General features: G+C 70.0%; 13 protein-coding genes. 8 read left to right on the plus strand and 5 right to left on the minus strand.

All coding sequences use genetic code 11. The features are described 5' to 3' along the window. Nucleotides 1-121: 121 nt before the first annotated feature. From gltX to BJ965_RS11145, 3 genes are all read right to left on the minus strand, one after another. Nucleotides 122-1,606, minus strand: coding sequence for a glutamate--tRNA ligase (gene gltX, locus BJ965_RS11135; RefSeq protein ID WP_184908507.1), 1,485 nt, complete (start codon nucleotides 1,604-1,606; stop codon nucleotides 122-124). Beyond that, nucleotides 1,599-2,375, minus strand: a complete 777-nt coding sequence (locus BJ965_RS11140; RefSeq protein WP_184908508.1) for a fumarylacetoacetate hydrolase family protein — start codon at nucleotides 2,373-2,375, stop codon at nucleotides 1,599-1,601. The genes gltX and BJ965_RS11140 overlap by 8 nt, the downstream gene beginning before the upstream one ends. Nucleotides 2,376-2,547: 172 nt before the next feature. Then, on the minus strand, nucleotides 2,548-2,739 hold the full coding sequence (locus BJ965_RS11145; RefSeq protein WP_030851933.1) for a hypothetical protein: 192 nt from the start codon (nucleotides 2,737-2,739) through the stop codon (nucleotides 2,548-2,550). A 602-nt stretch (nucleotides 2,740-3,341) separates the two neighbouring features. On the opposite strand from BJ965_RS11145, the gene BJ965_RS11150 reads away from it, so the two are divergent. From BJ965_RS11150 to BJ965_RS11185, 8 genes are all read left to right on the plus strand, one after another. Next, nucleotides 3,342-7,223: a nitrate- and nitrite sensing domain-containing protein gene (locus BJ965_RS11150; protein WP_184908509.1), complete on the plus strand. Its 3,882-nt coding sequence runs from the start codon at nucleotides 3,342-3,344 to the stop codon at nucleotides 7,221-7,223. Between the two features lie 9 nt (nucleotides 7,224-7,232). Further along, nucleotides 7,233-7,646, plus strand: coding sequence for a roadblock/LC7 domain-containing protein (locus BJ965_RS11155; protein WP_030851929.1), 414 nt, complete (start codon nucleotides 7,233-7,235; stop codon nucleotides 7,644-7,646). A 110-nt stretch (nucleotides 7,647-7,756) separates the two neighbouring features. After that, entirely contained in the window at nucleotides 7,757-8,152 is a 396-nt protein-coding gene (locus BJ965_RS11160; protein WP_030851927.1) for a DUF742 domain-containing protein, read from the plus strand. Beyond that, complete coding sequence (locus BJ965_RS11165; RefSeq protein WP_184908510.1) at nucleotides 8,133-8,708, plus strand: GTP-binding protein; 576 nt, start codon at nucleotides 8,133-8,135, stop codon at nucleotides 8,706-8,708. Before BJ965_RS11160 ends, BJ965_RS11165 begins: the two co-directional genes overlap by 20 nt. A gap of 376 nt (nucleotides 8,709-9,084) precedes the next feature. Next, complete coding sequence (locus BJ965_RS11170) at nucleotides 9,085-12,396, plus strand: sensor histidine kinase (protein WP_184908511.1); 3,312 nt, start codon at nucleotides 9,085-9,087, stop codon at nucleotides 12,394-12,396. 10 nt (nucleotides 12,397-12,406) lie between these two features. Next, a complete protein-coding gene (locus BJ965_RS11175) occupies nucleotides 12,407-12,820 on the plus strand; it encodes a roadblock/LC7 domain-containing protein (protein WP_003993185.1) in 414 nt (137 codons plus the stop codon). Between the two features lie 94 nt (nucleotides 12,821-12,914). Further along, nucleotides 12,915-13,499 (plus strand): DUF742 domain-containing protein, encoded by a 585-nt coding sequence (locus BJ965_RS11180; protein ID WP_184908512.1) that lies wholly within the window; start codon nucleotides 12,915-12,917, stop codon nucleotides 13,497-13,499. Beyond that, nucleotides 13,480-14,061, plus strand: a complete 582-nt coding sequence (locus BJ965_RS11185; protein ID WP_014675207.1) for a GTP-binding protein — start codon at nucleotides 13,480-13,482, stop codon at nucleotides 14,059-14,061. The genes BJ965_RS11180 and BJ965_RS11185 overlap by 20 nt, the downstream gene beginning before the upstream one ends. A gap of 154 nt (nucleotides 14,062-14,215) precedes the next feature. On the opposite strand, the gene BJ965_RS11190 is transcribed toward BJ965_RS11185, so the two are convergent. Both BJ965_RS11190 and BJ965_RS11195 read right to left on the minus strand, forming a co-directional pair. After that, nucleotides 14,216-14,410: an acyl-CoA carboxylase subunit epsilon gene (locus BJ965_RS11190; protein ID WP_030851540.1), complete on the minus strand. Its 195-nt coding sequence runs from the start codon at nucleotides 14,408-14,410 to the stop codon at nucleotides 14,216-14,218. Between the two features lie 35 nt (nucleotides 14,411-14,445). Then, the gene (locus tag BJ965_RS11195; RefSeq protein ID WP_184908513.1) at nucleotides 14,446-16,029 is read right to left on the minus strand and encodes an acyl-CoA carboxylase subunit beta; all 1,584 of its coding nucleotides are present in this window, start codon (nucleotides 16,027-16,029) and stop codon (nucleotides 14,446-14,448) included. Between the last annotated feature and the right edge of the window lie 66 nt (nucleotides 16,030-16,095).

Here is a 16,095-nt window from a genome sequence, read left to right on the forward strand (position 1 = left end):
GTGGTGCCGCCGCCGCTGTCGGTGGTGTCGTCCCGGAAGGCGAACTCCGGGTGACGGTCGGGCGGACACGGCGAGGGCGGCGCCCTAACCGGACGCCGCCCTCGCGTGGTGGTGCTTCGCGTTACGCGGCCAGCTTCGCCAGCGCCGCGTCGATCCGGGCCAGGGTGGTCTCCTTGCCCAGGACCTCCAGGGACTCGAAGAGGGGCAGGCCGACCGTGCGGCCGGTGACGGCGACGCGGACGGGGGCCTGGGCCTTGCCGAGCTTGAGGCCGTGGGCCTCGCCGGCGGCCAGGACGGCCTCCTTGAGCGACTCGGCGGAGGTCCAGTCGGCGGCCTCCAGCTTCTCGCGGGCGGTGCGCAGCAGGGCGTCCGAGCCCTCCTTCATCGCCTTCGTCCAGCTGGCCTCGTCCTCGGCCGGCTCCGGCAGGAACAGGAAGTCGACGTTGTCGGTGATCTCGGAGAGCACCTTGAGGCGGGTCTGCGCGTGCGGCGCGATGGCCTGCCACTTCGCCTCGTCGAAGGCCTCCGGGACCCAGGGGGCGAACGGCGCCTGGAGCCAGGGGCGGCAGCGCTCGGTGAAGTCCTTCACGTCCAGCAGCCGGATGTGGTCGCCGTTGATGGCCTCGCACTTCTTCAGGTCGAAGCGGGCCGGGTTGGGCTGCACGTCGGAGATCTCGAACGCCGCGATCATCTCGTCGATGCCGAAGACGTCCTGGTCGGCCGAGAGGGACCAGCCGAGCAGGGAGAGGTAATTGAGCAGGCCCTCGGGGAGGAAGCCGCGCTCCCGGTACAGGTTGAGGGAGGACTGCGGGTCGCGCTTGGAGAGCTTCTTGTTGCCCTCGCCCATCACGTACGGCAGGTGACCGAAGGACGGGATCTCCTTGGCCACGCCCAGCTCGATCAGCGCCTTGTACAAGGCGATCTGGCGCGGGGTGGAGGAGAGCAGGTCCTCGCCGCGCAGGACGTGGGTGATCTCCATCAGGGCGTCGTCGACCGGGTTGACCAGCGTGTACAGCGGGGCGCCGTTGGCGCGGACGATGCCGTAGTCCGGGACGTTCTCCGGGGTGAAGGTCAGCTCGCCGCGGACGAGGTCGGTGAAGGTGATCGTCTCGTCGGGCATCCGGAAGCGGACGATCGGCTCGCGGCCCTGGGCCTGGTACTCCTCGACCTGCGCGGCGGTCAGCTCACGGCAGTGGCCGTCGTAGCCGGAGGGCTTGCCGGCGGCGCGGGCGGCCTCGCGGCGGGTGTCCAGCTCGTCCTGGGAGCAGTAGCAGCGGTAGGCGTACCCACCGTCGAGCAGCTTCTGCGCTACCTCTTTGTAGAGGTCCATGCGCTGCGACTGGCGGTACGGCGCGTGCGGGCCGCCGACCTCGGGACCCTCGTCCCAGTCGAAGCCCAGCCAGCGCATCGAGTCGAGCAGCTGGGTGTACGACTCCTCGGAGTCGCGGGCGGCGTCGGTGTCCTCGATGCGGAACACCAGGGTGCCCTGGTGGTGCTTGGCGAACGCCCAGTTGAACAGGGCGGTGCGCACCAGGCCCACGTGGGGGTTGCCGGTGGGCGACGGACAGAAACGGACGCGGACGGGAGTGCCTGGTGCGCTAGCCACGCTTGACAACCTTGTTGGTGAGAGTGCCGATGCCTTCGATGGTGACGGCGACCTCGTCGCCGACGTTCAGGGGGCCGACCCCAGCCGGGGTGCCCGTGAGGATCACGTCGCCGGGGAGCAGCGTCATGGCCTCGGAGATGTTGACGATCAGGTCCTCGATGGAGTGGATCATCTCGCTGGTGCGGCCCAGCTGACGCTGCTGGCCGTTGACCGTGAGCTGGATGGTGAGGTCGCTCGCGTCGAGGTCCGTCTCCACCCAGGGGCCGAGCGGGCAGGAGCTGTCGAAGCCCTTGGCCCGGGCCCACTGCTTCTCGCGCCGCTGCACGTCGCGGGCGGTGATGTCGTTGGCGCAGGTGTAGCCGAGGATCACGTCCTTGACGCGCTCGCGCGGGACCTCGCGGCACATCCGGCCGATCACCACGGCCAGCTCGGCCTCGTGGTGCACCTCCTCGGAGAAGGAGGGGTACTGGATCTCGTCGCCGGGGCCGATCACCGAGGTCGACGGCTTGAAGAAGGCGAAGGGGGCGTCGGGGACCTCGTTGCCCAGTTCCTTCGCGTGCTCGGCGTAGTTGCGGCCGAAGGCCACGACCTTGTTGGGGAGCACCGGCGGCAGCAGCCTGACCTTGCTCACCGGCACCTTGGTGCCGGAGAGCTCGAAGTCCGCGAACGGGATGCCCTTGATGATGTCCAGGACGAGTTCGTCCTGCTGGTCGCCCTCGATGGCACCGAAGGCGACGTTCCCGTCGATGGAGAATCTGGCGATGCGCACGGGTTGCTTGGCCCCTTGACTGAGCGGCTGGAGTCTGACGGTCCAGGCTAACGCGGGGAGGTGTTCCCGCCCCGCGCATTGTGAAGGGGCGCCCCGTCACGGGGGGCGCCCCTGGAAAATCCGTGTCCTGCCGCCGTGAGCATCCGGCGGCCGGCACGCGTACTTGCTGGTGTCACTCCGCGGCCGCGGCGGCCGCGACGGGGATCTCCATGAGGATGGTGCGCTTGGGGTTTGCGGTCTGGGCCGGCAGGTCGACGGGGTGCTCCGGCTGCTCCGGCGTCCGCAGTTCGTCGGCGTCTTCCAGGTGTGCCAGCGTCGTGCGTCGCGGGTTGGCGATCTTGTGGAACATCGTCGTCGTCTTCACTGTTTACTTGACCCTGTCCTGTGACGGGCGCCGGGCGAGGTGTGAACCCCCGTACGGGCGCGGGTTGTCGGTTGTGCCATCGCTGTAAAGCGTCAGGCTAAACATCCGATTCCCCGGCCCGGTCGCTCAGGGGCCATGATCGGCATGTGAGTTTCCTCACGAATCCGAGGGCGAATCGGTCAATTCGGACCCTCGCCCCACCCCAACGAAACGGACATTGGCTTACTGAAGCCATCATTCCGCTCCTGATCATGGCGACTAGGACACCCGACCACCCTCGGCGACTCGCGGACTTACGCCCGAAATGGGCGAACTCTCTTTCTACGACCGGTGATCCGGCACTCACGTGGTGTCACCTACATCACGGGTCGGCCTACGGGCCTTGTTGGAGATCCTGTGCTGTGCTGGAATCTCACGGACCGCCGCGGGATCGAGCCGGCGCACAGGGGGCGCACAGACGCGCCGAGCGGCGGTGAGAAGGGGGAGCCAGCGCCGGTCACTCACGACCACCACGGGGGCGTTTTTCAGGGCGTCCCCAGAACGCCGACACCGTGCCCCGCCGTTCAGGCGACGGGGTGCCTGGTCCAGAGGTTGCGACGCTAGTGCAGGGACGTTTCAAGAGGGATGGCAGCGCTTCGGCGGAGCCGGAGCCGCACGGCGGGACTGGCCCCATGAATGGCGGCTCCTCGCCCCAGCACGCCCAGAACCAGGGCCCTGCCGGTGACGGCGGCGAGCGCTCCGGGCCGACCGCTTCCGGTTCCGCGAGCCCGGCCAAGGGTCTGAAGCCGCCGGTGGGTCCGGTGGGCCCCGGTCCGCGAATAGCCCTGCGGAACTGGCGCATCTCCACCCGCCTGGTGTCGCTGCTCGCGCTCCCGGTGGTCGCCGCCACGTCGCTGGGCGCGCTGCGCATCAACGACTCCATGGACAACATCCAGCAGCTGGACAACATGAAGCTGCTGACGGATCTGACCAAGCAGGCCACCGAGCTGTCGGCCGCGCTCCAGGAGGAGCGCGACCAGTCCGCCGGCCCGCTGGCCCACGGCGGCAAGGCCACCGACTTCACGGTCAAGGGACTTCGCGAGAAGACCGACCGGGCCAGGAAGAACTTCCTCGACAGTTCCGAGGAGATCGACAGCACCAGCAAGGACGGCAACCTCAAGGGCGTCCGCGAGTACCTCGTCCAGCTCGCCGGCGAGCTGGGCGACCTGGAGCAGATCCGCAAGGGCGCCTACGCCACCGAGGACAACTCCACGCAGACGATCGAGGCGTACCACCGTCTGATCGAGAACCTGATCGACCTCTCCCAGGACATGGCCGAGGCGACCAGCAACCCGGACATGATCCAGCGCACGCGTGCGCTCGCGGCGTTCTCCTCCGCCAAGGAGTACTCCTCGATCCAGCGCGCGGCCCTGGCGGCGGCGCTGCCCGCGAGCAACACCACGACCGGCAAGCTCTCGCCGAACGACCGGCTCTACGCCGAGTCGGCCCTGGAGAGCCAGAACTCCGAGCTCCGCAGCTTCAAGAGCATCTACGGCGAGGACTCCGCCGCCGAGCTGCTGAAGCCGATCGAGGACGGCGGCAACTCCACGATCAAGGCGACCGACACCTACGCGGGTCGCGCCCTGGTCTCCGCGAGCGGTCTCGCCCAGCAGGACAAGCGGTCCTACCGCGACTGGCTGGACGACAGCTCCACCAAGATCCAGCAGATGAAGAACATCGAGCACACGCTGCTCGAGGAGATGGAACAGAAGGCCCGCGAGCTGCGCAGCGCCACCGAGCGCGACGCGATCATCTCCGGTGCCCTGATCCTGATCGTGCTCGGTGTGTCGCTGGTCGGCGCCTTCGTCGTGGCCCGGTCCATGATCCGCTCGCTGCGCCGGCTGGAGGACACCGCGACCAAGGTCGCCTCCGACCGTCTGCCCGAGCTGGTCAAGCAGCTGTCCGAGTCCGACCCGCAGGACGTCGACACGTCCGTGGAGTCGGTCGGCGTGCACTCCCGGGACGAGATCGGCCGAGTGGCCGCGGCCTTCGACGACGTGCACCGCGAGGCGGTCCGCCTCGCCGCCGAGCAGGCCCTGCTGCGGGGCAACGTCAACGCGATGTTCACCAACCTCTCGCGCCGCTCCCAGGGTCTGATCCAGCGCCAGCTGTCGCTCATCTCCGAACTGGAGTCCCGCGAGGCCGACCCGGACCAGCTGTCCTCGCTGTTCAAGCTCGACCACCTCGCGACGCGTATGCGCCGTAACGGTGAGAACCTCCTCGTCCTCGCGGGTGAGGAGCCCGGCCGCCGCTGGACCCGTCCGGTGCCGCTGGTCGACGTGCTCCGCGCCGCCGCGTCCGAGGTGGAGCAGTACGAGCGCATCGAGCTGGCCTCGGTGCCGACCACCGAAGTGGCCGGCCGCGTGGTCAACGACCTCGTGCACCTGCTCGCCGAGCTCCTGGAGAACGCGACCTCGTTCTCCTCGCCGCAGACCAAGGTCAAGGTCACCGGTCACGCCCTGCCCGACGGCCGGGTGCTGATCGAGATCCACGACACCGGTATCGGCCTGTCGCCGGAGGACCTGGCGGCGATCAACGAGCGCCTCGCCTCTCCCCCGACGGTGGACGTCTCCGTCTCCCGCCGCATGGGCCTCTTCGTGGTCGGCCGGCTGTCCCAGCGGCACGGCATCCGCATCCAGCTGCGCCCGTCCGACTCCGGTGGTACGACCGCGCTGGTCATGCTGCCCGTCGACGTCGCCCAGGGCGGCCGCAAGCCCCAGCCCAAGCAGCCCGGTCAGCCGCCGGTCGGTGGCGGCGGTCCCGCCGCCGCGCAGGCCGCCGCCGGTGCGGCCGCGGCCCGGCGTGCCGCCGGGGCCGGCCAGGGCGCCGGTGCCCTCGGGGCCGGCGCGTCCGGTGGTGCCTTCGGTGGCGGTGCTCTCGGTGCCGGTGCGTCCGGCGGTGGCCGGCTCGGTCCCGGTCAGGGCCCGCGGGCCGCGCTGCCCGGGCGCGACGCGGACGGTGGCCGTCCGGGAGCGCCGGGCGGTGCACGCGGACCGCAGGGTCCCGGCACGTCGCCGTTCGAGCAGGGTGGTCCCTCGCAGGGCCGTCCGGCTCAGGGCGGCACCGGTGCATTCGGTCAGCAGGCGCCGGGCGCCCCGCAGGGCCAGCAGGCTCCGGGTGCCCCGCAGGGTCTGCAGGCCGCGGGCACCAACGGACCGCAGGGCCAGGACGCCTTCGGCGGTGGCCGCAGCCGGAAGAAGCAGGGCGGCAACGGCGAGCAGGGCAAGGGCCGCCGGCCGCAGCTTCCGCCGCGCGGTGGCCCCCGGGCCGAGCTGCCCGGTGGCGACACCCCGTCCCGCGTGCCGAGCTGGAGCGACGAGAACGCTCAGCCGCCGGTGCCGCGCGCCTCGCTGGACGCCCCGCGCGGCCACGAGGAGCAGGACGTCTCCCGCACGTCGTCCCTCCCGCGCATCGACGACCGGCAGGGCCCGGGCGCGACGACCGAGATGCCGGCCGTGCCGCGCGACAACGACCGGCAGGGCCTCGGCTCGCCGTCCGACTTCGGCGCCGCTCAGCAGGCGGACCCGTTCGGCCCCGGCGCGAACGCTCCGCAGGGCCAGGGCTCGTTCGTCCGCCCGGACGTCTTCGGCACCCCGGGCGGCCGCCCCGACCCGTCGTCCACGTCGAGCCAGTACCCGGCACCGCAGTCCTACGACAACGGCTCCACGGGCCAGTACCCCGCGCCGCAGTCCTACGACAACGGCTCCACGGGTCAGTACCCGGCACCACAGTCCTACGACAACGGCTCCACGGGCCAGTACCCCGCGCCCCGCCAGGACAACGGTTCCACCGGCCAGTACCCGGCACCCCGCCAGGACAACGGCTCCGGGCGGCCCACCCTCCCCGGTCCGGCCACGCAGGCCGACCCGGCGGGCACGGGCCGGTTCGAGGGGCCGCAGGCGAATGGTGGCCGGGGCCCGGCCGACTTCGGTGCCCCGCGTCCGCCCGCCCCGCAGGCCCGCCCGGTCCGGCAGGAGCCCGAGGCCCTGCCGCCGGCGTCCGGTCCCGGCGACGGTCGTACGCCGCTGTACGACACGCTGGAGACCAACTGGTTCCACGGCCAGCAGGAGCAGCAGCCGCAGAACAACGGCTCCGCTCCGGCCGCCCCGCAGCAACCGCAGGGACCCACCGGTCCGCAGCGGTCCGCCCCGGCCGGCTGGCGCACCTCGCCGAACGACGACCTCGTCCGCCAGGCCGAGCGAGTCCGCCAGCCCGCCGCGGGTGGTATCACCACCTCCGGCCTGCCGCGCCGGGTGCCCCGGGCGAACCTCGTCCCGGGCACGGCTCAGCAGCAAACCCACCAGAGTGGTCCGCAGATCTCGCGTGCGCCCGATGACGTGCGCGGCCGGCTGACCAATCTCCGTCGGGGAATCGCACAGGGTCGTCAGGCCGGGTCCACCCAGACCGGCAGCCACCCACGGCCCACTCACCAGCAGGAGCGTTAGTTGAGTCCGATGAGCCAGGCGGCACAAAATCTCAACTGGTTGATCACCAACTTCGTGGACAACACCCCCGGGGTGTCCCACACCGTCGTCGTGTCCGCCGACGGTCTCCTTCTGGCGATGTCCGAGGGCTTCCCGCGCGACCGCGCCGACCAGCTCGCGGCCGTCGCCTCGGGCCTGACGTCGCTGACGGCGGGCGCCTCCCGGATCTTCGAGGGCGGTGAGGTGGCGCAGACGGTCGTGGAGATGGAGCGGGGCTTCCTCTTCCTGATGTCCGTCTCGGACGGCTCGTCCCTCGCGGTACTCGCCCACCCCGAGTGCGACATCGGCCTCGTCGGCTACGAGATGGCGCTCCTGGTCGACCGCGCGGGAGCGGTCCTCACCCCGGACCTGCGCGCTGAGCTCCAAGGCAGTCTGCTCCACTGATCGGCCCCGGCACCACCCGTCTCACCACATCACCGTCCGGCCGCCACACACCCCACACAGGCCCCGTCAGACGGCTTGCTGACCGACTTGCTGTCCCGCCCGGAGGACCCATGACCCCGCCCACCGCCTCTCATGATCCGTACGCGGAGCCGTACGAGGACGAGGGCGACCAGCCACTGGTACGGCCGTACGCCATGACCGGTGGCCGGACCCGGCCGCGCTACCAGCTGGCCATCGAGGCACTGATCAGCACGACCGCGGACCCCGCCGCGCTCATGGGACTGCTCCCGGAGCACCAGCGGATCTGCCACCTGTGCCGTGAGGTGAAGTCGGTGGCCGAGGTCTCGGCGCTGCTCAACATGCCGCTGGGCGTGGCCCGGATCCTGGTCGCGGACCTCGCCGAGGCCGGTCTCGTCGCGATCCACCAGCCGGGCGGCGACGACGCCACCGGTGCACCGGACGTGACACTGCTCGAAAGGGTGCTCAGTGGACTTCGCAAGCTCTGACACGGGTCGATCGACCACCTCCGCGAAGATAGTGGTGGCGGGCGGCTTCGGCGTGGGCAAGACCACGTTCGTGGGTGCCGTCTCGGAGATCAACCCGCTGCGCACCGAGGCCGTGATGACGTCCGCTTCGGCCGGCATCGACGACCTCACCCACACCGGGGACAAGACCACCACCACGGTGGCCATGGACTTCGGCCGTATCACCCTGGACCAGGACCTGATCCTGTACCTCTTCGGTACGCCCGGTCAGGACCGCTTCTGGTTCATGTGGGACGACCTGGTCCGCGGCGCCATCGGCGCGGTGGTGCTCGTGGACACCCGGCGTCTGGCCGACTGCTTCCCCGCCGTCGACTACTTCGAGAACTCGGGCCTGCCGTTCGTCGTCGCGCTGAACGGCTTCGACGGACAGCAGCCCTACCAGCCCGAAGAGGTGCGCGAGGCGCTGCAGATCGGTCCGGACACCCCGATCATCACCACCGACGCCCGGCATCGGTCCGATGCGAAGAGTGCCCTGATCACGCTGGTCGAGCACGCTCTGATGGCACGGCTGAGGTAGCACCCAATTCAGAAGTGCCATACGGCAGTTGTCGTAGATACACCGGAGCCGGCTGTGTCCTTTGACACGGTCGGCCAAGGTGTTCATAACGTTTCGGCAGAGGAATCGAGTGGTATGGCCACTCGTCGCGCACATCCGGTCTCGCTGCGCTCACAATCGCCCCGCCTTTTGGCGGGGCTCGTTCTTTATGACCGTTTTATCTGGGGCTTACATCACGTCGATTCCCCACCTCGGACTGTTTGGAAGAGCGCAGGTCGTCGTGCTGGAATGCCTGAACTGCCCAATAGTCAATGACGTACGCGTCCGTCACCGGCGACGTGGGCTCTGAACACTGCGGCACAACGTTGGTGCCGACCGCCGAGAGGTTGTTGGTCGAGTGAGGCGAAGCAAGAACAGTCCCGAGCCGTCGGCCCGGGGCAACTTCACCCCGCCGCCGCGCACAGCGGCGCCCGCCCCCGTGCCCGGTTCGGAACCGGCGGCCGCGCCCGCCGAGAACGGCGGCCGTCTCTCCCCGCGCAACTGGCGCGTGGCGACCAGGCTCAACGCGATCCTGCTCATACCCGTGGTGGTCGGCCTCGTCATGGGCGGCTTCCAGGTGAAGAGCTCGATCGACACCTGGCAGGAGGCCGAGGACGCGGAGAACACCGCGCGCCTGGTCCGTGCCTCGCTGCTCTACGCCAACGCCCTCTACAACGAACGTGACGCCTCGGCGGCGCCCCTGCTGAAGGGCAGCGCCCAGAACGCCCAGGACAAGGCGACCGTCACCCAGGTCCGCAAGACCACCGACGAGGCGGCGGACGCCTTCGACGCCGCGGCGCAGAACATGCCGGCCAAGCCCGGCCTGGAGCGCCGGCTGAAGCTGTTCCGCGAGGCGGAGCCCAAGCTGGCCACCCTGCGCCAGGTCGCCTACACCTCCAAGCTCAAGGGCGTCCAGACCGAAGAGGGCTATGTCGAGGTCGCCCACCCGCTGACGGAGTTCGCCAACGAGCTCGGCCTCGGCACCGGCAACATCACCAGCTACGGCCGGACCGTGTACGCCATCGAGCTGACCAAGGCGGCCCTGTCGCTGCAGCGCTCCATCGGCATGCACATCCTGGTCAAGCCGGGTCCCGACGACGGCAACCTCGCCAGCCAGCGCATCGCCCTCTCGTCGTACGCCTATCTCGAGCGCATCGCCGTGCAGGAGTACATCGGCGGTGGAACCCAGCAGGACGCGGACAAGCTCAAGGCGGCCGAGGCCAAGATCAAGGCCGACGGTGCCGCGATGGCCCGGGAGGCCAAGGGCAAGAACCCGGACTACGTGCCGCCGCCCGCCAACCCGACGACGATGATCTCGGCCGTGGCGACGCTGCCGAGCACGGACCCGAGCGCCCGTGCCGCACTCGCCGAGAAGGGCGTCACCGCCGAGAACTGGTGGGCGGTCAACACGCTCAAGTTCAACGCGTACGAAAAGATCGAGACGGACATGGCCGACAAGGCCGTGAGCGAAGCGTCCGACATCGCCGACGACGCCCAGCGTGACGCCTACATCACCGGTGCCGCCGTCGTGGTCGCCCTGCTCCTGGCCTTCATCCTGGCCGGCGCGGTCGCCCGCCAGATGAGCCGCTCGATGCGCCAGCTGCGCAACGCCGCCTTCGGCATCGCCGAGCAGCGTCTGCCGATGCTGGTCGACCAGCTCTCCCGCACCGACCCCGGTCGCGTCGACACCCGCGTCCAGGCCATCCCGATCACCACCACCGACGAGATCGGCGAAGTCGCCCGCGCCTTCGACCAGGTCCACCGCGAGGCCGTCCGGCTCGCCGCCGAGCAGGCCCTGCTGCGGGGCAACATCAACGCGATCTTCACCAACCTGTCGCGCCGCAACCAGTCACTGATCGAGGGCCAGCTGACCCTGATCACCGACCTGGAGAACAACGAGGCCGACCCGGACCAGCTGGAGAACCTCTTCAAGCTGGACCACCTGGCGACCCGTATGCGCCGCAACGGCGAGAACCTCCTCGTCCTCGCCGGCGAGGAGCCCGGACGCCGCTGGGACCAGCCGGTGCCGCTGGTCGACGTGCTGCGCGCCGCCTCCTCCGAGGTGGAGCAGTACGAGCGCATCGAGCTGTCGGGCGTCCCGGAGGCCGAGATCCACGGCCGCGCCGTGACCGACCTCGTGCACCTGCTGGCCGAGCTGCTGGAGAACGCCACGACGTTCTCCTCCCCGCAGACCAAGGTGCGCGTGACCGCGACCCGTCTCCCCGACGGCCGCGTGATGATCGAGATCCACGACAAGGGCATCGGCCTGACCGCCGAGGACTTCGCGGACATCAACCACAAGCTGGCCAACCCGCCGACCGTGGACGCCGCGATCTCGCAGCGCATGGGCCTGTTCGTGGTCGGCCGGCTGTCCGACCGGCACGGCATCCGCGTCCAGCTGCGCCCCTCGGGCGAGCAGGCCGGCACCACCTCGCTGGTCATGCTGCCGGACGCGATCACCCACGGTGGTGGCGGCGAGCAGCACGTGGACCGCGACGAGTTCACCGTCTCGCAGATCATCCCGGAGCAGAACTTCGGCGGCGAGAGCTTCAACCAGCCGGCCATGCGCACGGCCGCGGAGCTCGGCTTCGACGACAGCCGCTACTCCGACGTCCCCGACGACATACGGGAGCTCGACCCCGTCGGCCGCTCCCTGATGCGTGAGGAGCGCCGCGCGGCCCTGGAGGCCCAGTCGCCCGAGCAGCCCGCGCTGCCCGGGCAGGGCAACCAGCAGAGCGACCAGGCGACCGGGTACCGCGACGAGTACAACGGGCAGCAGGGTTACGACACCGGCCAGGGCTACGACACCGGCCAGAGCGGCTACCCGGAGCAGCAGCAGCCCTCCTACGACCGGCAGACGCCGTACGAGCAGCAGCAGCCCTCGTACGACGAGCAGCGCCACACGGCGTACGAGGAGCCGCAGCGCACCGCGTACGACGAGCAGTACTACGCACCCAACGGCGGTCTGCCCCAGAACGACACCTTCTCGCCGAACGGCGGCTACCCGGAGCCCTCCTATGCGGAGCCGGCCCAGGAGGAGCCCGCGGCGCCGAATGCGGGCGGGCAGGGTGGTTTCGCGGCGTTCGAGCAGCGGCGTCACCAGGACGACTGGCCCCAGCAGGACGGTTACCAGAACGGCTACCCGAGCCAGTACCCTTCTCAGACCCCGGAAACGGAATCTGCGCAGGCCGCTGACGCGGGTGAGCAGGACCGCGTAGGCTTCGACCGTCCGGGACCGACCCAGTCCGCCGCCCCGTCGCTCACCGACGCCGGGCTTCCCCGCCGCGGAGCCACCGCGAGCGGTGCGAACGGCTCGGGCGGCGCGCGGCACGCGAGCCAGGAGCCTCCGGCCTCCACCCCGGAGAGCAACGGCGACAGCAACTGGCGCTCGGCCAACGACGAGCGGTGGCAGCAGGCCTCGCAGCTCCGGAAGCCGAAGGCGGGCGGGGTCACCTCCTCCGGCCTGCCGAGGCGGGTACCCAAGGCCAACCTGATCGAGGGTGCCGCCGAAAGCACCCCCCAGGGAGGCCCACAGGTCTCCCGCGCTCCGGAGGACGTCCGGGGCAGGCTGAGCAACCTGCGTCGGGGCGTCCAGCGCGGACGCAGCGCAGGCAGTGAAACGAACGGCCAGGGCTTCGGTCCTGACAGCACCTACAACCAGGAGCGTTAGTGTGAGCCCGATGAGCCAGGCGGCACAGAACCTGAACTGGTTGATCACCAACTTCGTGGACAACACCCCGGGGGTGTCCCACACGGTGGTGGTCTCCGCCGACGGACTCCTTCTGGCGATGTCCGAAGGGTTCCCCCGCGACCGCGCCGACCAGCTCGCGGCCGTCGCCTCCGGTCTGACGTCTCTGACGGCAGGCGCCTCCCGGATCTTCGAGGGAGGCGCGGTGAACCAGACGGTTGTGGAGATGGAGCGGGGATTCCTCTTCATCATGTCCGTATCCGACGGCTCGTCGCTCGCCGTCCTCGCACACCCGGAGGCGGACATCGGCCTCATCGGGTACGAGATGGCACTGCTGGTCGACCGAGCCGGTACGGTCCTGACACCGGACCTTCGTGCAGAGCTCCAGGGGAGCCTGCTCAACTAACAGACGGACGGTGCGTTTTGGCGTCCCGTGGCCGTAAGGTTTCGGGACGCGGCTCCACAGCGATGGGTGCCAGGCACAGTCGGAGGAGGAGAAAGTGGCAACACCCCCAGGCGGTCCGTCTTCGGGCAACTGGTCGTACGGCCCTGCCCAGGGCCAGGGCGACGGTGGTCAGAACCCGAACCGTTACAACTTCCCCTCCGCACCGAGCCACCGGCAGCCGTACGCGCCGCAGGGCCCCGGCCCGTCGCCGTACGACCAGCCGCCGGCCCCGCGTATCCAGCCTGTGCAGCCGCAGCGCCGCAACCCCGAGCCGGCGCCCGGCGGAGGGTCGAACAATCACAATCCGCTGGTGCGTCCGTACGCCATGACCGGCGGCCGGACCCGCCCGCGCTACCAGCTCGCCATCGAGGCGCTGGTGCACACCACTGCGCAGCCGCACCAGATGCAGGGCCAGTTGCCCGAGCATCAGCGGATCTGCAACCTCTGCCGGGAAATCAAGTCGGTCGCCGAGATCTCGGCGCTCCTCACGATCCCTCTCGGCGTGGCCAGGATCCTCGTCGCCGACTTGGCGGAAGCGGGACTGGTCGCCATCCATCAGCCCGGCGGCGACGAGAACGCCGGCGGCCAGCCAGACGTGACACTGCTCGAAAGGGTGCTCAGTGGACTTCGCAAGCTCTAGCGGAGGGCCTTCCCGCTCCACCACGTCCGCGAAGATCGTGGTGGCTGGCGGCTTCGGCGTGGGCAAGACCACGTTCGTGGGTGCCGTCTCGGAGATCAACCCGCTGCGCACCGAGGCCGTGATGACGTCCGCTTCGGCCGGCATCGACGACCTCACCCACACCGGGGACAAGACCACCACCACGGTGGCCATGGACTTCGGCCGTATCACCCTGGACCAGGACCTGATCCTGTACCTCTTCGGTACGCCCGGTCAGGACCGCTTCTGGTTCATGTGGGACGACCTGGTCCGCGGCGCCATCGGCGCGATCGTGCTGGTCGACACGAGGAGGCTCGCCGACTGCTTCCCCGCCGTCGACTACTTCGAGAACTCGGGCCTGCCGTTCGTCATCGCGCTGAACGGCTTCGACGGACAGCAGCCGTACACCCCGGACGAGGTGCGCGAGGCGCTCCAGATCGGCCCGGACACGCCCATCATCACGACCGACGCCCGCCACCGGGCCGACGCGAAGTCGGCGCTGATCACGCTGGTGGAGCACGCTCTGATGGCGCGGCTGCGTTAGTTCTCCTGCTGTGGGACAGCCCCCGGCGGCCTCTGGGCTGCCGGGGGCTGTCGCGTTGCCGGGTGCGGGTGTGTGGGGGCTTGTCGCGCAGTTCCCCGCGCCCACAAACAAAGCAGGCCCCTTCAGGAGGGGCCTGCTTTCTGGGGTCCTGTGCTCAGCGCCAGCTGTGCGGGGCGCGGAAGCCCGGCTCGCGCTCCAGGCGGCGCCAGCCGGCCTTGATGCGGCCGCGGTGGGCCGGGGTCGGGTCCGTGGGGCGGGCGGCGGCGCGGGCCAGGAGGATGGCCGTGATGGCGGCGACTTCCTCGGGCTCGGCGTGGCCCTTCTCGACGCGGATGTCAGGCGATTCCATGGGTGTCAGTCTCCGTCAGGAAGATGTCCGCAGGGTTACTGCGGCGGGTTGCCGTGCTTGCGGGACGGCAGGTCCGCGTGCTTGGTCTGGAGCATGGCGAGGGACTTGATCAGCACCTCGCGGGTCTCGGCGGGGTCGATGACGTCGTCGACCAGGCCGCGCTCGGCCGCGTAGTAGGGGTGCATCAGCTCGGACTTGTACTCCTTGACCATGCGGGCCCGCATGGCCTCGGGGTCCTCGGCCTCGGCGATCTGGCGGCGGAAGATGACGTTGGCCGCACCCTCGGCGCCCATGACGGCGATCTCGTTGGTCGGCCAGGCGTAGGTGAGGTCGGCACCGATGGACTGGCTGTCCATGACGATGTACGCACCTCCGTAGGCCTTGCGCAGGATCAGGGAGATCCTCGGTACGGTCGCGTTGCAGTAGGCGTAGAGGAGCTTCGCGCCGTGGCGGATGATGCCACCGTGCTCCTGGTCGACGCCCGGGAGGAAGCCGGGGACGTCCAGAAGAGTGATGATCGGGATGTTGAACGCATCGCACATCTGAACGAAACGGGCCGCCTTCTCGGAGGCCTCGATGTCCAGCACGCCCGCCAGGGCCTGCGGCTGGTTCGCCACGATGCCGACGACCTGGCCGTCCATCCGGCCCAGCGCGCAGATGATGTTGCGGGCCCAGCGCTCGTGGACCTCCAGGTACTCGCCGTCGTCGACGATCTCCTCGATGACCTTGGCCATGTCGTACGGACGGTTGCCGTCCGCCGGGACCAGGTCCAGGAGGACGTCCGAGCGGCGGTCGGCCGCGTCCGAGGCCTCGGTGCGGGGCGGGTTCTCGCGGTTGTTCTGCGGGAGCAGCGAGAGGAGGTAGCGGACCTCGGCGATGCAGGTCTCTTCGTCGTCGTAGGCGAAGTGGCAGACACCGGAGGTCTCGGCATGCACGTCCGCGCCGCCCAGGCCGTTCTGGGTGATCTCCTCGCCGGTGACCGCCTTGACGACGTCGGGGCCGGTGATGAACATCTGCGAGGTCTCGCGGACCATGAAGACGAAGTCGGTGAGGGCGGGGCTGTAGGCCGCGCCGCCGGCGCACGGGCCGAGCATCACCGAGATCTGCGGGATCACCCCCGAGGCCCTGGTGTTGCGCTGGAAGATGCCGCCGTAGCCGGCGAGGGCCGAGACGCCCTCCTGGATGCGGGCGCCGGCGCCGTCGTTGAGCGAGACGAGCGGGGCACCGGCCGCGATGGCCATGTCCATGATCTTGTGGATCTTCGTGGCGTGGGCCTCGCCCAGGGCGCCGCCGAAGATGCGGAAGTCGTGCGCGTAGACGAAGACCGTGCGGCCTTCCACCGTGCCCCAGCCGGTGATCACACCGTCGGTGTACGGCTTCTTGGCCTCCAGGCCGAAGCCCGTGGCCCGGTGCCGGCGCAGCTGCTCGACCTCCCGGAAGGACTCCGGGTCGAGGAGGAGTTCGATGCGCTCCCGCGCGGTCAGCTTGCCCTTGGCGTGCTGCGCGTTGGTCGCCTTCTCGCTCGGTCCGGCCACCGCCTGCGCACGGATCTCGTGCAGTTCGGCCACGCGTCCACGCGCGTCGGTCGGCTCACCCGGCGCCTCATCCAAAACGGTCATGTAGTGACCTTACGAAGCCGACCGAGGAATGCGGGCCGTCGACTCCTCACAGTCTCCGGCGTGTTT

Source organism: Streptomyces luteogriseus, assembly GCF_014205055.1.
In the GTDB taxonomy this organism is placed as follows: domain Bacteria; phylum Actinomycetota; class Actinomycetes; order Streptomycetales; family Streptomycetaceae; genus Streptomyces; species Streptomyces luteogriseus.